This window comes from Idiomarina aquatica (genome assembly GCF_003987185.1).
Classification (GTDB): Bacteria; Pseudomonadota; Gammaproteobacteria; order Enterobacterales; family Alteromonadaceae; genus Idiomarina; species Idiomarina aquatica.
Genome location: NZ_PIPS01000002.1, coordinates 19,618 through 39,198, shown reverse-complemented (window position 1 = coordinate 39,198; position 19,581 = coordinate 19,618). Strand labels below are relative to the sequence as shown.

The window sequence follows — 19,581 nt, the reverse complement described above, 5'->3', positions numbered from 1 at the left end:
AATGACAGACTGGAAAGACCAACTGAGCCAATTGGTGTACTCTACTGACAGTGGCAAAGTCGACCCCGAACCGCAACCTGAACAGATTCCTGAGGGTGACGGCATTGTTCGGCTACAGCGTCAGACCAAAGGCCGCAAGGGTAAGGGCGTCACCATTGTCAGTGGCATAGCTGCTCCGCAGCAGGAACTGAAATCTATTGCTAAAACCTTGAAACAACACTGCGGTGTCGGTGGTGCTGTCAAAGACTACACCATCGAGTTACAGGGCGATCAACGTGACGCGGCTGAGCAGTGGCTGACCAAACAGGGCTACCGGGTTAAAAGGGCGGGCGGCTGAGGTCGTACTCAACGTGCAACACCTGCCCTTCGGCACGCCATTCCACCTTACCCGCAAAAGTTTCAATTAACTGCAGACCGCGCCCAAACAGCGCCTCCTCGTTGCTTTCTGAGGCTTTACCGGTGGACGCTTTTGGACTGTATGGCGCAAGGCCGTTTGAGCTGATATCGAAACTGATAAATTCTTCCTCTGGCAAGTAATGAATCACAATTTCAACACAAAAATGTTCATTTTGCTCGAGTCGCCGCTGCCGCTCTAAATAATAACGCTCAAAGCCAAGTTCGTCCTTCATGGTCGAATCCATCTGCAGCACATTGTGGTCAAGAATGTTGTTAAAACACTCGGCAAACAGCAGATACAAAGTGGTTTTGTGACTTTTTAAGGCATCCAATTTGCCGAGCGAATCAACCAGCTCCTGGACCGGATCGAGCCGCATCACCTCGCGTTTGCTGATGGTCACGGTTAACGTAAAGGGTAAGTGGTTATGCACCACCGGTTGTTCTGTTCTTACCGGCGGCTGTCGCTGGCACTGCAGAGCGATCAGGGACACATCATCATGAATTTGCTGTTTCGCCTCCATCATTGCCAAGAGCTGGTCGCGGACAGTGGCAAACCCATTTTCCCCCTGCTGCCAGGCATCGGCCAATAATTTTTCAAAGCCGCGCTCACCAAGCATGTTATCGTCCGCCAATTGCATTTCGACCACGCCATCGGTAAACGCAATAAGTGTCTGGTCAGCGCGCACAAACAAATGCTCGACCTGACTGTCGAATTGCTCCTCGGGAACAATCCCCAACGCCATATGACGTGGCGGAATACGATGCTCAATCTGTCCGTGTCGATTAATCACCAGAGCGTCGGGTATACCGCCGTTCCAGCACGTTAACCGCTCTCCTCCCGGCGACAGCTCGATGATCAAGGCGGCACAGAACATGTCATCGGGTAACAACTTTAACAGCCGCAGATTAAATTCAGTGGCCATATCGCTCACTGACATGCCGCGCTCTGCCATACCAAAGAATGCCTGTGCAATGGGCAGGGTTCCGGTTGCCGGCGCCAGTCCGTGGCCAGTAAAGTCACCGACAAACAGATAATAATTGCCAAACGGACCTTCTTTGCCCAAACAGAGATCGCCGTTAAAGGTAGAAACTGAACGCAGAAAGGATTTTACATAGGGTTTGTCGAGCTCATTTTCGCTCAGTGCATTGTGCAGCATATGACGGACAATGGCCTGCTCACGTTCCATCCGGTTAGAGTGCCACTTTAGCGTTTTATTCTTTTGTGCCAGCGAGTAACTCAACTCCCGTACCCGGGCATGAGCATTAATTTTTGCCTGTAACACCACCGGCTCAAACGGAATACTGAGAAAGTCATCGCCACCAACTTCCAGGCAGCGCAACAACGTATCCTTAGCGTCTAATGCGGTAATAAAAATGATCGGTAGGTGTACATCACCGCTCAGTTCTTTCAGTAATGGCGCTGTTTCAAAGCCATTTAACACCGGCATCATCACATCAAGCAAGACGATTTGTGGTTTTACCTCGGCAAATACATCCAACGCCTGTTGACCGTTATCGACACAATGCACCTTATGCCCAATACTGGTCAGAAGCCCCTCAAGCATGATTTGATTGGCTTTTTGATCATCAACAACCAGAATTTTCATTAACTGATGGTAAAAATTTTATCGAACCGCGAAATATCCAAAATGCGCTTAACTTCGGGGCGCGCATTAATTAACTGGATGCCCCGTACACTATTGCCTAGCGATTTACGCATATTCAACAACATACCTAACGCCGAGCTGTCGAGGTATTCGGTTTCACGCAAGTCGATAATAATGAGTGGTTGCGTCTCACCAACATGGCTGTAAGCCTGCCGAAATTCCTGTACCAGACTAAAATCAAACTTTCCTTTGATGGCAATGACCAACTGTTTTTGGTCCGCCGAAAACTCTCGTGTTACACCCATAACAGCCTCATTTTATTGATTGTTCTATTAGCATATATTTTTTTCATTGAGTTTGTCTGCTAAATCCCATAATCTTTTTGCACCACCAATCAAATGCAACCACCTATGTCTGTAGCGCTAGACCAACTTCGGATTTTGTTGGTAGAACCATCCGACGTGCAACGCAAAGTGATCTCGCAGCATCTCAATCAAGCCGGCCTTGACCAAACTCGGGGCGCTGCCAGCATTAGCGAAGCCAAACAGTTGATTCAAAGTTGGCAACCCGACATTGTCACCAGTGCCATGTACTTTGCCGATGGCACGGGTCATGAATTAATTGAACACATTCATCAGAACAATTTACACGACACCGTGCATTTTATGTTGGTGTCCAGCGAGCACCGCGCCGATCAGCTGGAACAATTTAAGCAATCCGGTATTGTTGCTATCCTACCAAAGCCGTTCACGCCGGAACAGTTGCAAAAGGCAATTAAAGCCACCGTCGATTTACTCGAACCTGAACACCTTGAACTCGACCTTTACGATATTGAGGATTTACGGGTATTGGTGGTTGATGACAGCTCGACTTCCCGCCATGTGTTACGCCGGGTGCTGGAAAACATGGGGGTTGAGCATTGCGTCGAAGCCGAGAACGGGCAACAGGCTATCGACATCCTGTCAGAGCAACAGTTTGATTTGATCGTTACCGATTTTCATATGCCGGAAGTTAATGGTAGTGAGCTGGCTCAATACGTTCGTAACCACTCAGCGCATTCACACACGCCCATGTTGATGGTGACGGCTCGTGCTAATGAGCCACAACTGGCAAACGTCAAGCAAAGCGGTATTGATGCTCTGACCGATAAACCCTTTGAACCCGAAACCTTACGCAAGATACTGAGCAAACTACTCAGTCATTAAGCAGGCCTTCAGGTACAAAAAAACCGCGCTGCCAACAGCGCGGTTTTTTATTTCAGCAGCAGCCATTATTCTGGTTTTTGCTGATACTTTTCGTACAACTCCGTATGGCGGCTTTCAAGTTCGACCGCTCGTCCGCTGATAAACAAGTGGGTCAAATCCTGACCCATAGGGTCCAGTAAATCCCCTTTTGATACACTGAAGGTTGCATTTTTTCCCACTTCCAGTGAACCCAACTGATCAGCAACACCCAGGAATTCCGCTGGTTTCAGCGTGATGGCTTTTAACGCCTGTTCGACATCCAGACCAAAAGCAACCGATTGACCGGCGGCAAACGGTAAGTTGCGAACATCCCAGTAACCCGGATAAGAAATCGCGAAATTAACGCCGGCTTCGGCTAAACGGGCCGGTGTTGCAAAGGCCTGATCATAGCCTTCGTCATCGCGGGCCGGTAACCCAAACGGTGAACCAAACACCACAGGGGTCTGAGTTTCAGCCAGCCGCTCGGCAATACGCCATGCGTCACGCGCACCCATTAACACGAGATCAAATCCGTATTCCTGTGTCAAATCCAGTGCCTGTTCAATCTGGCGCTTATCTTCGGCGTGAACGAACAGTTTTTTGGAGCCGTCAAACAGCCCTAACATCGCTTCCCAGCGTTGATCGACCAGCATATTAAGGTCGGCTTGCTTGGCATCATAGTAGGCTTTAGCATCCGCAAACACACGCTTAAGGCGTTTTAATGCCTTGGCATTGGCTTCCCGCTGTTCAGCCGGAGAACGACGCTCCCACCAGGTATCAACAACGTAGGTCCGCGGCCAGCTAACGTGCACACCGACTTCCGCCGCAACCAGGCTATCCTGATAGTTCCAGCCGTCCAACTGCATCAACGAGGATTGACCGTTGATGAGCGAGCCCTCAGGCACGACCTGTGCATGAGTAATGCCGTGGTAGCGTACCGTCGGGATCACTTCGGAATCGGCATTAAAGGCAATATGCCCGGCCACTTCCGGGGTGACTTCGCCCACTTCACGGGCGTCGCGAGTCGCTCGCACCGCCTCGATTTCGTTCAAGCCCAGGGTTGTATCCATGGCAATCACGCCCGGATAAACATGCTGCCCGGAGATATCAACCACCTCGGCATTGTCAGGAACGGCAACATCGGTGCCGATGGCGGTAATTTTACCGTCACTGAATACCAGGTCCGTATCGACTAAGGTGCCTTGGGTAACCGTATGCAACGTGCCGCCCTGCAACACAATTGGCTGTTGCTGCTTAGCGCCCGGAACCTGATCATGAGCCTGAGTTGCCGACGTTGCAGCCAGTGCACCTATTGCTGCCGCAGCGAGAGTTTTGGTTAATGTTTTCATTAGTGTTTACCTCCATGGCTATGGGCACCGGCTAAGAAATGATCCATCCATACGTCGTGATCCGTGTCGCAATGCCAAGTTGGCTGGTCGGCTTTATACACGTCTTCTGCACCAATATAGGCTTGATCGCCCTCTGCCAATACTTTCTGGATTAACGCGTTCTTCTCAGCTTGTACACGTTGCTGACGTTGTGCATCCAGCTCACGGTCAAAGAACTTACGACCATTAATCCAGGTTTGCTGAGCTTGAGCATAAGCACTCAGCGGATAGTTATTCCACAACACAAAGTCAGCGTGCTTGCCTTCTTCGATGCTACCGACGTATTGATCAACTTTCAGTTGTTTGGCCGGGTTAATGGTCACCATCTTCAGTGCTTCGTGTGGATCCATACCGCAGTAACGCACGGATTTCGCCGCTTCGGTATTGAGACGACGTTGCAGGTCGTTACTGTCTGAGTTGATACTGGTCAACACACCGCGGTCATGCATCAGACAGGCGTTGTGTGGAATCGCATCATAGACTTCAAACTTGTATGCCCACCAATCCGCGAAGGTCGAGCCGCCGGCACCGTGAGCAGCCATTTCGTCTGCCACTTTGTAGCCTTCCAGAATGTGAGTGAAGGTATCCAGCGTAAAGCCAAAATCTTCCGCCACTTCCATCAGCATCAGGATTTCTGACGCGACATAGGAGTGGGCGTGAACAAAACGCTCACTGTTGAGGATTTCGATCAAGGTTTCCAGACGGTAGTCCGGACGCGGCGGCGCCTGTTTTTGTTTCTCAGCGCGACTTAAGCGATCATAGGCTTGTTTTTGCTGCTGATACTCGAGGGCGGCCTGGAATCCATCACGCATAATGGTTTCTACACCCATGCGTGTTTGTGGGTAGCGAACGGTCATGTCGTCGCCCCAGTTACTTTGCTTAACGTTCTCCCCCAACGCAAACTTGATGCTCTCAGGCGCGGCGTCAAATTTCATTAAGTCAGCATTAGCACCCCAACGCAACTTGATGACTTGTGCCTGCCCACCAATAGGGTTAGCGGAACCGTGCAGTAGCTGTGCCATGGTGGTACCGCCGGCAAGCGAACGATAAATATGAATGTCATCGGGGTTCACAACATCACCAATGCGTACTTCTGAGGTAATGGATTCAGAACCTTCGTTAACACCACGGTCAATCGCAATGTGCGAATGTTCGTCAATAATACCCGGTGTCAGGTGCATGCCAGAACCGTCGATGACTGTGGCACCGCGCGGCGCAGACAAGTTGTTACCGATATCGGCGAATTCACCATTTCGCACCAGTACGTCCGTATCTTCTAAAATGCCGTCCTCGGTTGCGGTCCAGACCGTTACGTTACGGATCAATACATCCTGGCGCTCCGGCAGACCGTCAACACCATAAGCGACATTCGGGAAGGTTAAATCACCTACGTATTGAACTGTTTGTTCAGTGTCTTCCGCCGCATCCTGTGGTTTCGCACTGTAACTGGCGCTCAGTTGTTGTGCCGCACCATCGGGCGCTTTGGCGGTTAACTGAAACTGGTTTTGTGCGCTTGGTTCAAGTTTGAAGCGCCAGGTTCCCGCCGGCGTTGCCTGTGGCAGATCAGCAACGAATTCCATCACGTCCTCTGCCGCATTGACATGGCGTAACTTGATGGTGTCTTCACCCCATGTAAATTCACCACTGGCCGTCGGCTTCGCGGTAATATCGAGCGTCACTTGGTTACCCTGCCAGTCGATGTTGTACTGGCCGGCGAAATCGACCTCGTGGCGCGGCAGCAATTCGACTTCTTCACCCTGCATCCACACCGACTGAATGACGCCGTCGTCAAACACGTCACCTTTTACCATCACAAAATCGGCCATATAGCCCGCTGCCAATTTACCGACTTTGTCGCTGACACCGGCAATTTTCGCCGGAATGGTTGTCAGTGCTGCCAGAGCATCCTGTTTTGACAAACCGTGTTTGACCGCTTTACGGACGTTTGGCCAGAACTGATCGGCTTTATCCAGACCGTGCATGGTCAATGCAAAGTCAACGTCGGCCTGAGCCAGCATTGCCGGGTTAGCCGGCGCGCGTTCCCAGTGACGAAGCTTGGCTAAATCAACATCCAAATGCGCATCAACACCAGAAACATCCGGTGCTGCCGGGAAGTTCAACGGCAAAATCAACGGACTACCGGCGTTCTTAACATCGTCTAAACGGGCATATTCGTAACCGGAGCCAACGTAGATCGTTGGTACATTAAATTGGTCAAACACCGCGTCAGCCCGCAGCAGGGACTTTTCGTCTTCAACTTTAAAAACAATCCCGGTGTCTTCAATCGACGCCAGCGAATCGAGCGCGGCATTAAACTCCACCGGGCCTTTACCGGCTTGTTTACCATAGGCTTGCTCATACCAGTTAGCGTCTGACAGGGTCTGCCGAACCAACGCGATACTGCCCATCAACGAGCTTGGGTATTGCTGTTGTGAGGAGCCTTTATCAAAGGAGCCAAAGTGTCGTGTTTCTGCTTTATAAATCACGTCATTGGCGATTTTATCCGCCAGTGAAACCGTAACCGCGCGACCCTGGAAAATGCCGTCTAAACGTGCCGACTGCACACTGGTAAAACCGGCATCAACAAAGTTTTTGCTCGCCGCGCTGTCCGTTTTAAACGCACGAAACCAGGAGTCATCTGCATGAATAGCGTCGTTTGCCGCATTACCGCCCTCTCGTTCGTTGTTGTAGATCGGACTGTCCGGACGCGACGCTTTTTCCGGCGACGGCACACCATAATTGGCATAAGCATCGATAAAGCCGGGGTACACAGTATAACCCGTCGCATCAACAATGCGGGCACCTTCCGGCGCGCGGTTATTCTGTTGTACTGCAACAATTTTTCCGTTTTCAATGACCAGAGTGGCATTGTTGACCTGTTGCCCTGGTTCAGTAACTATGGTGGCATTCTGAATAGCGATCAGACTGGGTGTGTTGTCGCGCATACCGTTAACGCGCGAAGTCTGATCAGCTATTGCTGAGGTCGTGAACGCTGTGCTCAGCGCCAACGCCAAAGCACTTAACTGATGCTTTGCTTTCATTATGGGTTCCCCGTTTTCGTTATAAAAAATGTACTTATTAACCCTAATGACCAAATTATTCGTAATGCTGTAAAGTAACAAGTGTTAACCGACAGAAAGTGTAAATTTGTCGTTAAGTTTCACCTAAAACAATAAGATGAAGGAAGTGACTATGAACAAGCTGACGATCACAGCCGTTACCACGGCGTTACTGAGCTTTGGTATTGCCGGCAACGCCATGGCCGACAAACATGCGTTTAACGACGCAGAATCGGCCGTCGAGTACCGCCAGAACGCATTGTCAATCATGCGCGATAACTTTGCCGCTATGGGCGATATGGTAAAAGGAGATGTTGCATTTGACGCCGCCATCTTTCAGCAACGCGCCGAGGACTTTGCCCGTCTGAGCCATATCCCATGGGCCGGGTTTTCAGTAGACGGCGCGATGCCAGGCGACAACACCGATGCACTGCCTGAAATCTGGGATAATTGGGACGACTTCAAACAACGCACCGTTGATTTTACCGCTGACGCCGAAAAGTTGGCAGAAGTAGCCGCCGGCGGCTCACTGGACGACATCAAGCCAGTGTTTATGGCAGCCGCGAAGAACTGCAAGGGCTGCCATGACAATTACAAGGACTAATTGATCAGCAAATAAAGGATAAACCACACCGCCACCGTCAGCAGCATTGCCTGCCAGCCCGGCTTTAACTCGGGCTGGGTGGCTTTGCTGTTACGATAGCCGCTGAACATCGCCCCCAGCAATGGCACACCGAAGATTCGGTAGATCACAACGGCTAACACATGCAGCGCCACCAACGCCAGAATCACGTTAAATTGCGCCTTATGCCAGTCCGTTGCCCAATCCACCAAATCGCCACTGGCGTACCCTGCTAACGGTCCCGAAAACAAAATACCATCGCTGCTGAACATGCCGGTGATAATTTGCATCGCCAGGATCAGCAATAATGCAATCACCGACCACCCACCGGCTGCATTATGTGTGTCTCCGGTGCGATAACGTCGTTGCAATAATGCCTGCGCGTGTTGCGGAATTTTCATTGGCGAGCGGATAAAATAGCTAAAGCGAGTGTTTTTGCTGCCAAAAAATCCCCAGCCAATACGCACAATTAATAATGCGGTTAATACAATGGCGAAATCCTGGTGCAATGCCATCTCGCCATTTTCACCGCTCCACCACAGTGCCCCGACAAGCGCTACCATCAGCCAATGATAAAACCGGATAAAGCTGTCCCAAACCTTGATCCTGGGCGCCTTTACAGCCATCGTATCTCTCCTTTCTCTAGGCAAAAAGCTATGACAATGCTAGGGTAAAGCTATTATCAGTAAAACGGTAGTATTATGAACGAAGTTAACCGCATGACGGTGCTGGTTGCGGACGATGATCTCATCAGTCTGGAAGTCTTTAAGGCGATGTTGAGCCAGCATCCTATTGACGTCATTACCGCTGAAAATGGGGAACAGGCGCTGGCCGCGCTGGAGTCACAACCGGATTTGATTTTTCTTGATTTCGAAATGCCTGACATGTCCGGCGCTGACGTTTGCCGGACATTGCGGCAACAAGCGGAGTTTTCGGATACCCCGGTCATTGCCGTCACCAGTCACCAGAGTGCCACCGAAATGGAGGCCTGCCGAGATGCCGGCATGAACGCCACCTTACACAAGCCGGTTGCACCTGATGCCCTAGCGGAATTACTTGAGCAATTCCGCCGTTAGCGCCACACAGCGCCTTTGTCAACCACCGTGTTGTTGACGAAAGCGCTGATCATCGGCCAACTGCACCATACCCTCACTTTCATCGAGAAACTGACTGGCGTAGTTGCCAAAATACGCCTTTACTTGCTCAAACTGTTCAATAAAGCGAGCTTTATCGCCCTTTTCTAAATACCCTAAGGCTTCCCCAAAACGCTCCAGATAGCGACCAATGGTTGGAAACTGCTGCTTGTTCGCCATAATGATATCGGCATAAAGCTCCGCGTTTTGGGCAAACAAGCGCCCGACCATCATCAGTTCCATGCGATAAATTGGCGAGCTCATCTGCAATAAAGCATCGATATCCGCATTTTCTTCAGCCATATGCAAACCATAGCTAAAGGTGCTCAAATGGCGCATAGCCTGAACCCAACCCATTGCCTCGTCGTGTTGCCCCGCATCGCTGGTTTCAATATGAGCCCCCCAGTTAACAAACTGATCCAGCAACCACTGACAAGCGTCAGCGCACCGCCCCGGCGTCACCACCACCAACTGTTTCGCCAAGTTTTGTACCGACGGGCCAAACATTGGGTGTAATCCCACCACCGGTCCACTGTGCTGTTCCAGCATCGCCTGCAATGGTTCGGACTTAACACTGGTCACATCCGCCAAAACACAGTCAGCGGCCAACGCTGGCAGTTGCCGAATCACCCCAACCGTCTGATTCACCGGCACCGACAGCATCACCAACTGCGCCTGCGCGGCCAATTCATCAGTCCACTGATCGCCCTTATCCAGCACCGTCACCTGATAACCGGTCTGCCCAAACAACTTAGCCAGCAACTGACCCAACCGTCCACGCCCACCAACAATCACCACCGGACGTGACAAATCGGTCGAGGTTGGCGTCGCCTGCATAGTCTGAGTGCGGTACGACTCCCGAATGATGCGGCGCAATACGTCCTCTATCAAATCCGCTGCCAAGCCTTTTTGCTCGGCATACTGGCGCCGAGCACGAATCAAACTATGCTCACGCTCAGGGACATAAAGGGGTTGTTTCAACTGACGTTTTACCTGCCCCACCTGAGCAGTGATCGCAGCACGTTGTGCGATTAAGTCGACCAATTGGGTATCGACGGCATCAATGGCATCACGCAGCTGGCTCAACTGCGTAGCCGCGGCATCGGCGCTTTTACTGGACATAGTTACTACTCACTTATCCTATGTATGGGTTAATCAATGTTTTCAATTACAACTGCGTCATCAGTGTCTGATACGCCTTTTTAATGGTCTGCATTTTAACAAGACTACCGCCTTTATCCGGATGGTGTCTATGAATTAAGCGCCGGTACTGACGTTTGACTTGCGGCGCTGTCAGCGGCGGTGCCACCTCCATCACTTCACACGCTTGCTCATACGGCATTTGCGCCCCGGCGCTGGGTTTATGCGCCCCCATTTTACGCCAAAAGTCATCCAATAACGCTTCAACGTCAGCACAGGTCGTACCCGTTAATTGCGTAAGATCAAGATAATAGTCCGCCAACGGGTCATGTGGTTGCAACCCCGCTTCCCCTGCCTGCCAGGGTAAGGTTTCAATCTTTAAGGTATTGATCGTTAAATCCGCCTGTTGACGTTCACGCCAATCAGCCCGCAGTCGATAAAGACAATGAAAGATCAAAAAATGCGTCTGAAATAACGACAAGGGATCGCGCAAAGCCCCTGCCTCCAGCAGCTCATAAGGCGGCTTTTGCAAGGTTTCGATTAACTGATGTTCAGTCCATTGCGACTGTTGTTGCAGTAAATCCGCCAACGCCGCCGTGAGTATTGCGATATCTTCGTCCATAGCGCCAGCTTAGCATTTAGCACTAAAGCACGCTAGCAGAGCGGGCTGCATTGAACATGCTGAAGGTTATCAGGTCATGAATGGCCGGCAATCGGCGCTTGCCTATGACAGGCATAAAAAAACCCGGCCGAGGCCGGGTTTTTCAAAGCGACACCAATTACTTGGTTGCCAGCTTTTCGCGGATACGTGCAGATTTGCCTGAACGCTCGCGTAGGTAGTAAAGCTTGGCGCGACGTACTGCACCGCGACGCTTCACATTGATGCTGTCGATCAACGGGCTGTGCGTTTGGAACGTACGTTCTACGCCTTCACCGCTTGATACTTTACGAACCGTAAATGCAGAGTGCAAACCACGGTTACGAACACGGATAACCACACCTTCAAATGCCTGAAGACGCTCACGGTTACCTTCTTTTACTTTTACATTTACACTGACCGTATCGCCTGGAGCGAATTCCGGTAAATCTTTTTTCATTTGCTCTTCTTCAAGAGCCTTAATGATGTTTTGGCTAACTTTTGCCATGGTATTTCTCCTATCCTAGGTAAACTGTACGCTATTTTTCGGACGAGTGCTGCGCGATAAATTCGTTCAGCAACTGTTCCTGCTCGTCAGTCAGAGCTAGGCGATTCATTAAATCCCGACGTTGCAACCAGGTTTTACCCAGTGATTGCTGCAAACGCCAACGACGTATCTTTTCATGGTCGCCGCTCAGTAATACTGAGGGTACCCGCTGCTCGTTATAAACCTCCGGGCGAGTGTAATGAGGACAATCCAGTAAGCCATCAGCAAAAGAATCTTCGGCTGCGGAATCTTGATGTCCCAATACGCCGGGAACCAACCTCGCTACAGCATCAATCAGTACCATTGCTGGTAACTCACCGCCGCTGAGCACGTAATCCCCAATTGACCATTCAGCGTCAACATATTGCTGAATGACTCGCTCGTCGATACCTTCATAGCGACCAGCAATTAAAATCATTCGATCATGTTGGGCTAACTGTGTTACCCCTTGATGATCCAGTTTTTGCCCCTGGGGCGATAGATAAATAACCGGTGTTTCTTCACCCAGACGTTGCTTCGCGGCATTAATGGCGTCCACTAGAGGTTGCACCATCATTAACATGCCAGGTCCGCCACCATAAGGTCGATCATCAACCGTACGATGTTTGTCCTGCGTGAAATCACGTGGGTTCCACACCTCGATACTCAGCAAGCCATCCTGAATCGCCCGACGCGTAACACCGTGCTCGGTGATCGCGGCAAACATTTCGGGAAACAAACTGATAACGCCTACTTGCATCGGCAAGTCCGCTAAAAGTCTGCTGGCCAGTCCACCTGAATGAGCTGATTATCGTTGTCCACGGCCAGTATGTACTGGCTTTGCACAAACGGAATCAGTCGCTCAGACTTCCCAAACGCATCGTTCGAGTTGGCACTCACAACCAGCACATCGTTCGCTGGTGTTGGCATAATCTGTTCAACCACCCCCATGTCGTAGCCTTGTTTGTTTTTCACTCGCATACCAATCAGGTCACGCCAGTAAAACTCATCTTCGGCTAACGCTGGTAACTCATCAGCTGCAATGCTGATTTCCATGCCGGTCAAGCGACTTGCTTCATCGCGGTCATTAATACCATCGATGAGCGCAATCAAACCTTTATTGTGACGACGCCATTCGACGACAGTCACAGCCTGTTCGCTTTGTTGGCGTGCTGCAGAACTCTGCAGGTACCAAGGGCTATAACTAAAAATATCTTCCGGGTTTTCGGTGTATGACTGAATCTTCAACCAGCCTTTCACGCCATAAACCGCACCGATGCAACCGATGACGACGTTATCTGATTGTGCCATATGCCGACGACCCTATGACTGAATAAGTCTTATGCTTACGCCGCAGCGCGAGCATCTTTTACTAATTTCGCAACGCGATCGGATAACGATGCGCCTTGACCTACCCAGTGTTCAACACGGTCTAAGTCGATGCGAAGTTTTTCTTCCTGACCACGAGCTACCGGGTTGAAGAAACCTACATTTTCGATAAAGCGACCGTCGCGGGCATTGCGACTGTCAGCAACTACCATTTGGTAGAAGGGGCGTTTTTTAGCGCCGCTGCGTTGTAAACGAATGGTTACCATTGCGTTCCTCGATTTCAATTGTGTAAATGTAAAACGTATCTGTTAAAAACAGCAAAGCCCTCCGACACGGTCGGAAGGCTCGGCAATTCTACTGATTTTTTCTTCAAATGCAAGTTAATTAGCGTCCTGGGAACATTCCCGGCGGCAGTTTCCCGCCCATGCCGCGCAACATTTTTTGCATGCCGCCGCCTTTCATCTTTTTCATCATCTTTTGCATTTGCTGGAATTGCTTCAGCAATTTATTGACGTCCTGCACTTGAGTGCCTGAACCAGCGGCAATACGACGCTTACGAGAGCCTTTGATGACGTCCGGGTGCGCGCGCTCCTGCGGCGTCATCGAGTTGATGATGGCTTCCATGCGGATGGTGACCTTATCGTCCATCTGCCCCTTGATTTGGTCGGTCATCTTACCCATACCGGGCAATTTATCCATCAACCCCATCATGCCGCCCATGTCACGCATTTGCGCCAGTTGATCGCGGAAGTCTTCCAGCGAAAACTGGCCTTTTTTCATGACCTTGCGCGCCACTTTCTCGGCTTTCTCGCGGTCGACCTTGCGCTCGACTTCTTCCACCAGTGACAACACGTCACCCATGCCGAGAATACGCGACGCTACCCGATCCGGGTGGAAAGGCTCCAGCGCGTCGTTCTTCTCACCGACACCCAGGAATTTGATCGGTTTGCCGGTGATGTGGCGAATCGACAGTGCCGCACCGCCGCGCGCATCGCCATCGGTTTTGGTGAGGATAACACCGGTCAGTGGCAAGGCGTCGTTAAAGGCTTTCGCGGTATTAGCCGCATCCTGACCGGTCATCGAGTCAACCACGAATAAGGTTTCGATCGGCTTGATGCTGGCGTGCAGTTGTTGGATTTCCTGCATCATATCTTCATCAATGGTAAGACGACCGGCGGTATCCACCAGCACCACATCGATGAACTGTTTTTTCGCCTGCGCAATCGCGGCCTTAGCAATATCTTCCGGCTTCTGGTCGGTACTGGACGGGAAAAACTCAACGCCGGTTTGCTCTGCCAGCGTCTCCAACTGTTTAATCGCGGCCGGCCGATAAACGTCGGCACTGACCACCATGACCTTTTTCTTTTCCCGTTCTTTTAGGAACTTCGCCAGTTTGCCGACACTGGTGGTTTTACCGGCACCTTGCAAGCCCGCCATCAAAATCACGGCCGGCGGCTGGGTATTCAAGCTGAGCGGAACGTTGGCTTCGCCCATGGCCGCTTCCAACTCGCTTTGCACGATTTTGACAAAGACCTGCCCTGGGGTAAGGCTTTTATTTACCTCGGTGCCAACGGCGCGTTCTTTGACTTTACCAATAAATTCTTTGACCACCGGCAAAGCAACGTCGGCTTCCAGTAAAGCCATACGAACTTCGCGCAAAGTGTCTTTTATATTGTCATCCGTTAACCGACCGCGGCCGCCGATATTACGGAGCGATTGTGACAGTCGTTCGCTTAAATTCTCAAACATAAGGGCGATCTCTTCCGTTACTTGTCGCGTTTGCTGACGAATTGCCTTGTTAGATGGGGCTAGTATATCTGATTTGCAAGTAACTTTCGCCCTCAGATGCTTGGGTTTGTACCATCATGATCGTATACTCGGTGTAAATCATCGTTTCAATTGAGGATTGCGAGCCCGTGATGCTCACCATTCTGTTGCTGTTAGCCATCGCTGGATATGTCATCAGCGCTGTTGTGATTTTGCGAAACTTATTGCAAAACCGCGAACTGCATTCCGGATTTCATATTATTCCGGCGCTGGTTGCTATCATTAGCCACGCGTTGCTGGTTTTTAATGAATTTTCGGCAGATAACTTTCACCATATCAACATTGCCTCCAGTTTAGCCAGTGTGTCCTGGTTGGTGGCCTTGTTTGCGCTCTTGCGCAGCCATCACTCCGGTAGTCTGTTACTGAAACCGGTTGTTTATTTATTTGCCGCACTCACGTGTTTGTTGCTGGCCTTAGCGCCGGCGCAATGGGGCAGTTACATTAATATGAACGCCGGTCTGTTGGTTCATATTGTGTTGTCACTGGTTGCTTATGGCGTACTCGCCCTGGCTACTCTGTATGCGATTCAGGCCGCTTACGTCAGTTACACGTTAAAACAACGGCGCAACCCGACGTTGTTCCATAAATTACCGCCACTGATGACCATTGAGCGTTATTTTTTCCGCTTGCTGTTCAGTGGCACTATCTTACTCATTTTAGCGCTGTTATCCGGCTTTGCCTTTTTAGATAACATGTTCGCTCAAAACGTCGCCCACAAAACCTTTCTCAGCATCGCCGCCGCCATCGTTTATGTCGTGGCAAATGTCATGCACCGTGTCAGTGGTGCCCGTGGTAAAGTGATGGTAATCCTGACTTTAGTCGGCAGTTCCCTGCTGACGTTAGGCTACTTTGGCAGTCGTTTTGTTAAAGATATTATATTGACCTGAGGACAGTAATCTTGGACGAGATATCGACGAGTACGTTACTCGTTAGTTTGGTTATTTTAATTGCTTTATCGGCTTATTTTTCCGGTTCTGAAACCGGTATGATGTCCATCAACCGTTACCGGTTACGGCATCTGGTACAACACCAGCACAAAGCAGCTACCCGCGTACAATACTTATTGGATCGGCCCGATCGCTTGATCGGCTTGATTTTGATCGGTAACAACCTGGTTAATATTGCCGCCTCCTCGATTGCCACCATTTTGTTCATGCGCTGGCTTGGGGATTTAGGCCTGCTGTTGGCACCTTTCGTCTTGACTCTAGTGGTATTAATCTTTGCGGAAGTCACCCCAAAAACTATTGCCGCTCTGCACCCCGAGCGGGTTGCGTTTCCAAGCTCGCTGATCTTACGGCCGTTGCTGACACTGCTCTACCCTGTTGTCACCAGCGTAAACTTTATCACCAACTCGTTCATGCGCTTGCTTGGCATTGACCCCAAACGCGCCCATGTTGGTGATGCGTTAAGCTCGGATGAGTTGCGCACCGTCGTCAACGAGGCCGGCAACTTGATACCGACCTCGCACCAGGAAATGCTGACCAGTATTCTTGATTTAGAAAAGGTGACGGTCGAGGACGTCATGATCCCGCGTAATGAGATCGTTGGTATCGATATCAACGACGATTGGTCAAAAATCACCAAGCAAATTGAACACGCACAACACACCAGGGTGCTGCTCTATCGCAACGATATCGATGATGCAATTGGCTTTTTGCACGCGCGCGACATCATGCGTTTGATGAGTAAAAATCATTTTCAGACCGATAAGTCATCGCTGGTGCGTGCCGTTCGCGACATCTATTTTATCCCAGAGGGAACCCCGCTTAACGTGCAGTTGCTCAAATTTCAGCGTCGCAAAGAGCGTATTGGTCTGGTGGTCGATGAGTACGGCGATATTCAGGGGTTGGTCACGCTGGAAGACATTCTCGAAGAAATTGTCGGTGATTTCACCACCTCAATGGCGCCGCCGCCGAGCGAGACCGTCACGGTTCAGCCCGACGGCAGTTATTTGGTCGAGGGTAGCGCCAACTTGCGCGAATTGAATAAAGAAATGGACTGGCACTTTCCCACCGATGGCCCTAAAACCCTCAGTGGCTTGATCATCGAACAATTTGGCGATATTCCGTCTGCGCGCATGAGCCTGCGCCTGGGCGGCTACCCAGTAGAATTGATCGAAGTGGGTGACACCATGATCAAACAAGTACGGGTACTACCGAATTACTACAAACCCACTAACGAGCATAACGACGACTAACCGAAAAACAGATTCCACAACCAGCCATGCTGAAAATCTTCTTCACAGGTTTTCAGCTGCGCTGCGTAGCGCAGAGAACGCTGCTTCACGATCTTCGATGTGCGCACCAGCCAAGGCTTCTGCAAATAGCTTTTACGTTGATAGCCACCCCAGCCTTCATGATAATTTAAGTACTGGCCATAGGCGTCCCATTTTGACACCCCGTTAATGGTGTAGGTCTTGGTAATAAACCAACCCATAAAATCAATGGCGTCCTCGAAATCACTGCGGCTGGCCCAGCCATTTCCGGTTTCTCGTTGATAGTCTTCCCAGGTCATGGTTTTCGCCTGAGAATAGCCGTACGCACTGCTTACCCGGCCCCAGGGAATAAAACCTAACAGGTAGTCACGTGGCGGCAACGCATCGTGTTTAAACGAGCTTTCCTGGTACATCATTGCCATTGGCACGTGAATGGGTACCCCCCACTTATCGCGGACGTCTGCTGCGGCGTGGTACCAGTCTTCCTTCTCTTCAAAGATATGGCAAATATTATCGGGCGATGCTGGCGGTGCCGTCGCACAGCCGCTGATGGCCGCTGTTGCAACAACGATAAGAGAGAGTTGCTGGATTTTTTTTAATTTTTTTTGGTTCATTGTTGAACTTCTGTTACGCACAAGACTCTGAGTTAATGAGCAGCGATGTTGTGTTCATCCCCTGAATGTATTTTTTGACGCGGCCACCTTGGGTGACCGCGTTTTTTTGTGCTCATGATTTGGCTAAACCACCCGGTTTAGCGGCTTCTTTAAAATAATTGCTTAAGAAAGCGTCAAAATCAACGACATTGTCGTGTTCTTTACGTGCCACAAACGCCGTTTCCGACTCTTGTTTCCAGCGCAGAAAGTCCTGCGGCTGATAATATTCCAACTCGGTACTGCGGAACTCGTGCTGATATTTGTGCGCAAGATCCATCCCCAGCGTGCTGAAGTCCCAATGATTTTCTTTCAAAATCGTTAATACCCGACCGGACAACGTCAACTCCGGGTTTAGCACACACTGATACAACTCGTTTAAGTGGCTTTGATACTGACCCGGATTATCTGAGAACTCGTCCAGTGAGCGTGCAATCAACGTAAAGTCAGCAAACAACTCTTCCAGCCAGTCAGCCATCAACCGTTGCTGGCCCGCCTGCCATAATTCCAGACTGGGGTTGCGCCCTTCAAGCACAACCTTGGCAAAGTTCTTATCGTATTGTTGCTGTTCTTCCCATGACATTTCTGGGCTGTCAGTCAACAGGCAATACATTAACAGCAGATCTAAAAAGTGAATTTGTTGTTCCGTAATGCCAATGCCACTGAAAGGGTTCACATCAAGCGCCCGTACCTCGATGTATTCCACACCACCACGCTCTAATGCCTGGCTCGGTGTTTCACCGGACTGCGCGGTACGTTTTGGCCGTATCGGCGAGTAAAATTCATTTTCAATTTGCAGAATATTATCGTTCAGTTGATGGTATTCACCGTTCACTTTTACGCCGATTCGGGCGAATTGCTTTGACGGTGTCGTAATGGCTTTACGCAATCCGGCGACGTACTCATCCAGCGAATTATAAGTAATGCCCAGGCTGGCCTGCTCTTTATTGGTGTAACCCAGATCACTCATGCGCAGAGATGTGGCATAAGGCAAATAAGCAGTACCTTTACCAAGGCGCTGGAAGTTCCAGTCGGTGTCTTTTTGCTCGGTACCGGTCTGCTGGAAAAACGACTGACAAAATGCCGGTGACGCGCCGAACAGATAGGGAATCACCCAGGCAATGCGTTTGAAATTACGTATTAACGCAAAGTATTTTTCAGAACGGAACGCTTTATCATCAGGACGTTGCTGTTGCTGCGCCAACTGCTCCCACATTGCTTCCGATACAGAAAAATTATAATGCACACCGGAAATGATCTGCATGGTCGCGCCATAGCGATGGGTCAACCCCCGCCGATACAGGCTTTTCATGCGCCCGGAATGCGAATCACCGTAGTTAGCAATACGAATATCATCATCAGAACCAAGATAACAGGGCATACTCATTGGCCACAGCAGCTCGTCACCCAGCGCCTGATAGGTAACCCGATGAATGTCACGCAGTTGCGCCAGGGTGTCACTAATGCGACTGGCAACGGGGGTAATAAATTCAAGCAAGTTTTCCGAGTAGTCGGTCGTGATGGTTGGGTGCGTCAACGTTTTACCCAGTTCGGCCGGATGATCCGTCGTAGCTAAAGTTCCGTCTTTCATGATGCGCAGCGCTTCGCGCTCGATACCGCGGTGAATACCCGACCAGGCCTTACCCTGCTGCGCTTGATTCAAATCCTTTACGCGATCTGCTAGTGAATTCTGCAAAATACAACTCCATCGAACCGTTTCATTCTGGCTAGCCCCAAAGCTTACTGGGAATTTACCTTAACGTCTATGTTTGGCGGCGCTATCGTCCGCAACAACTTGGTGTTTTTCGCCGCTCATGGCAAACTACTTG

Annotated in this window: 20 protein-coding genes; 6 read left to right on the top strand and 14 right to left on the bottom strand. The window is 50.4% G+C overall.

Going from position 1 to position 19,581, the window contains the following annotated elements; all coding sequences use genetic code 11:
• Position 1 precedes the first annotated feature (1 nt).
• Entirely contained in the window at positions 2-337 is a 336-nt protein-coding gene (gene yciH, locus CWE23_RS07075; protein ID WP_126819885.1) for a stress response translation initiation inhibitor YciH, read from the top strand.
• Here the strand turns inward: yciH and CWE23_RS07070 are convergent.
• Both CWE23_RS07070 and CWE23_RS07065 read right to left on the bottom strand, forming a co-directional pair.
• Positions 318-2,003, bottom strand: a complete 1,686-nt coding sequence (locus tag CWE23_RS07070) for a PP2C family protein-serine/threonine phosphatase (RefSeq protein ID WP_126819884.1) — start codon at positions 2,001-2,003, stop codon at positions 318-320. The genes yciH and CWE23_RS07070 overlap by 20 nt on opposite strands.
• A complete protein-coding gene (locus CWE23_RS07065; RefSeq protein ID WP_126819883.1) occupies positions 2,003-2,308 on the bottom strand; it encodes an STAS domain-containing protein in 306 nt (101 codons plus the stop codon). Before CWE23_RS07065 ends, CWE23_RS07070 begins: the two co-directional genes overlap by 1 nt.
• A 105-nt stretch (positions 2,309-2,413) precedes the next feature.
• Here CWE23_RS07065 and CWE23_RS07060 point away from each other — a divergent pair, with 105 nt between their 5' ends.
• Entirely contained in the window at positions 2,414-3,208 is a 795-nt protein-coding gene (locus tag CWE23_RS07060; protein WP_126819882.1) for a response regulator, read from the top strand.
• Between the two features lie 65 nt (positions 3,209-3,273).
• Here CWE23_RS07060 and CWE23_RS07055 read toward each other — a convergent pair whose 3' ends face one another.
• Complete coding sequence (locus tag CWE23_RS07055) at positions 3,274-4,575, bottom strand: amidohydrolase family protein (RefSeq protein ID WP_126819881.1); 1,302 nt, start codon at positions 4,573-4,575, stop codon at positions 3,274-3,276.
• On the bottom strand, positions 4,575-7,655 hold the full coding sequence (locus CWE23_RS07050) for an amidohydrolase family protein (RefSeq protein WP_126819880.1): 3,081 nt from the start codon (positions 7,653-7,655) through the stop codon (positions 4,575-4,577). Before CWE23_RS07050 ends, CWE23_RS07055 begins: the two co-directional genes overlap by 1 nt.
• A 151-nt stretch (positions 7,656-7,806) precedes the next feature.
• Here CWE23_RS07050 and CWE23_RS07045 point away from each other — a divergent pair, with 151 nt between their 5' ends.
• The gene (locus tag CWE23_RS07045) at positions 7,807-8,277 is read left to right on the top strand and encodes a c-type cytochrome (RefSeq protein ID WP_105306797.1); all 471 of its coding nucleotides are present in this window, start codon (positions 7,807-7,809) and stop codon (positions 8,275-8,277) included.
• Here CWE23_RS07045 and CWE23_RS07040 read toward each other — a convergent pair.
• On the bottom strand, positions 8,274-8,921 hold the full coding sequence (locus CWE23_RS07040; protein ID WP_105306798.1) for a cytochrome b/b6 domain-containing protein: 648 nt from the start codon (positions 8,919-8,921) through the stop codon (positions 8,274-8,276). The genes CWE23_RS07045 and CWE23_RS07040 overlap by 4 nt on opposite strands.
• A gap of 75 nt (positions 8,922-8,996) precedes the next feature.
• Here CWE23_RS07040 and CWE23_RS07035 point away from each other — a divergent pair, with 75 nt between their 5' ends.
• On the top strand, positions 8,997-9,371 hold the full coding sequence (locus tag CWE23_RS07035) for a response regulator (RefSeq protein WP_241970572.1): 375 nt from the start codon (positions 8,997-8,999) through the stop codon (positions 9,369-9,371).
• Between the two features lie 18 nt (positions 9,372-9,389).
• Here the strand turns inward: CWE23_RS07035 and tyrA are convergent, their stop codons facing one another.
• The 7 genes from tyrA to ffh form a co-directional block, all read right to left on the bottom strand.
• Positions 9,390-10,550: a bifunctional chorismate mutase/prephenate dehydrogenase gene (gene tyrA / locus CWE23_RS07030; RefSeq protein ID WP_126819879.1), complete on the bottom strand. Its 1,161-nt coding sequence runs from the start codon at positions 10,548-10,550 to the stop codon at positions 9,390-9,392.
• Positions 10,551-10,596: 46 nt separating this feature from the next.
• Positions 10,597-11,190 carry a DNA-J related domain-containing protein gene (locus CWE23_RS07025; RefSeq protein WP_126819878.1) on the bottom strand — a complete coding sequence of 198 codons (594 nt, stop codon included), beginning with the start codon at positions 11,188-11,190 and terminating at the stop codon, positions 10,597-10,599.
• A gap of 157 nt (positions 11,191-11,347) precedes the next feature.
• A complete protein-coding gene (gene rplS / locus CWE23_RS07020) occupies positions 11,348-11,713 on the bottom strand; it encodes a 50S ribosomal protein L19 (RefSeq protein ID WP_105306801.1) in 366 nt (121 codons plus the stop codon).
• Between the two features lie 31 nt (positions 11,714-11,744).
• Positions 11,745-12,491 carry a tRNA (guanosine(37)-N1)-methyltransferase TrmD gene (trmD, locus tag CWE23_RS07015; protein ID WP_126819877.1) on the bottom strand — a complete coding sequence of 249 codons (747 nt, stop codon included), beginning with the start codon at positions 12,489-12,491 and terminating at the stop codon, positions 11,745-11,747.
• Positions 12,492-12,502: 11 nt separating this feature from the next.
• On the bottom strand, positions 12,503-13,042 hold the full coding sequence (rimM, locus tag CWE23_RS07010; protein WP_105306803.1) for a ribosome maturation factor RimM: 540 nt from the start codon (positions 13,040-13,042) through the stop codon (positions 12,503-12,505).
• A gap of 35 nt (positions 13,043-13,077) precedes the next feature.
• On the bottom strand, positions 13,078-13,326 hold the full coding sequence (gene rpsP / locus CWE23_RS07005) for a 30S ribosomal protein S16 (RefSeq protein WP_105306804.1): 249 nt from the start codon (positions 13,324-13,326) through the stop codon (positions 13,078-13,080).
• Positions 13,327-13,444: 118 nt separating this feature from the next.
• Entirely contained in the window at positions 13,445-14,809 is a 1,365-nt protein-coding gene (gene ffh / locus CWE23_RS07000; protein WP_105306805.1) for a signal recognition particle protein, read from the bottom strand.
• Between the two features lie 170 nt (positions 14,810-14,979).
• Between ffh and CWE23_RS06995 the strand changes: the two genes are divergently transcribed.
• On the top strand, positions 14,980-15,774 hold the full coding sequence (locus tag CWE23_RS06995) for a cytochrome C assembly family protein (RefSeq protein WP_105306806.1): 795 nt from the start codon (positions 14,980-14,982) through the stop codon (positions 15,772-15,774).
• A gap of 11 nt (positions 15,775-15,785) precedes the next feature.
• A complete protein-coding gene (locus CWE23_RS06990) occupies positions 15,786-17,084 on the top strand; it encodes an HlyC/CorC family transporter (protein WP_105306807.1) in 1,299 nt (432 codons plus the stop codon).
• Here the strand turns inward: CWE23_RS06990 and CWE23_RS06985 are convergent.
• Both CWE23_RS06985 and gshA read right to left on the bottom strand, forming a co-directional pair.
• Entirely contained in the window at positions 17,081-17,716 is a 636-nt protein-coding gene (locus tag CWE23_RS06985; RefSeq protein WP_105306808.1) for a transglycosylase SLT domain-containing protein, read from the bottom strand. The genes CWE23_RS06990 and CWE23_RS06985 overlap by 4 nt on opposite strands.
• Positions 17,717-17,828: 112 nt before the next feature.
• Entirely contained in the window at positions 17,829-19,448 is a 1,620-nt protein-coding gene (gshA, locus tag CWE23_RS06980; RefSeq protein WP_105306809.1) for a glutamate--cysteine ligase, read from the bottom strand.
• Between the last annotated feature and the right edge of the window lie 133 nt (positions 19,449-19,581).

Coding starts and splice junctions, on each gene's coding strand:
- yciH (WP_126819885.1), top strand. CDS start 2: ATGACAGACTGGAAAGACCAACTGAGCCAATTGGTGTACTCTACTGAC.
- CWE23_RS07070 (WP_126819884.1), bottom strand. CDS start 2,003: ATGAAAATTCTGGTTGTTGATGATCAAAAAGCCAATCAAATCATGCTT.
- CWE23_RS07065 (WP_126819883.1), bottom strand. CDS start 2,308: ATGGGTGTAACACGAGAGTTTTCGGCGGACCAAAAACAGTTGGTCATT.
- CWE23_RS07060 (WP_126819882.1), top strand. CDS start 2,414: ATGTCTGTAGCGCTAGACCAACTTCGGATTTTGTTGGTAGAACCATCC.
- CWE23_RS07055 (WP_126819881.1), bottom strand. CDS start 4,575: ATGAAAACATTAACCAAAACTCTCGCTGCGGCAGCAATAGGTGCACTG.
- CWE23_RS07050 (WP_126819880.1), bottom strand. CDS start 7,655: ATGAAAGCAAAGCATCAGTTAAGTGCTTTGGCGTTGGCGCTGAGCACA.
- CWE23_RS07045 (WP_105306797.1), top strand. CDS start 7,807: ATGAACAAGCTGACGATCACAGCCGTTACCACGGCGTTACTGAGCTTT.
- CWE23_RS07040 (WP_105306798.1), bottom strand. CDS start 8,921: ATGGCTGTAAAGGCGCCCAGGATCAAGGTTTGGGACAGCTTTATCCGG.
- CWE23_RS07035 (WP_241970572.1), top strand. CDS start 8,997: ATGAACGAAGTTAACCGCATGACGGTGCTGGTTGCGGACGATGATCTC.
- tyrA (WP_126819879.1), bottom strand. CDS start 10,550: ATGTCCAGTAAAAGCGCCGATGCCGCGGCTACGCAGTTGAGCCAGCTG.
- CWE23_RS07025 (WP_126819878.1), bottom strand. CDS start 11,190: ATGGACGAAGATATCGCAATACTCACGGCGGCGTTGGCGGATTTACTG.
- rplS (WP_105306801.1), bottom strand. CDS start 11,713: ATGGCAAAAGTTAGCCAAAACATCATTAAGGCTCTTGAAGAAGAGCAA.
- trmD (WP_126819877.1), bottom strand. CDS start 12,491: ATGCAAGTAGGCGTTATCAGTTTGTTTCCCGAAATGTTTGCCGCGATC.
- rimM (WP_105306803.1), bottom strand. CDS start 13,042: ATGGCACAATCAGATAACGTCGTCATCGGTTGCATCGGTGCGGTTTAT.
- rpsP (WP_105306804.1), bottom strand. CDS start 13,326: ATGGTAACCATTCGTTTACAACGCAGCGGCGCTAAAAAACGCCCCTTC.
- ffh (WP_105306805.1), bottom strand. CDS start 14,809: ATGTTTGAGAATTTAAGCGAACGACTGTCACAATCGCTCCGTAATATC.
- CWE23_RS06995 (WP_105306806.1), top strand. CDS start 14,980: ATGCTCACCATTCTGTTGCTGTTAGCCATCGCTGGATATGTCATCAGC.
- CWE23_RS06985 (WP_105306808.1), bottom strand. CDS start 17,716: ATGAACCAAAAAAAATTAAAAAAAATCCAGCAACTCTCTCTTATCGTT.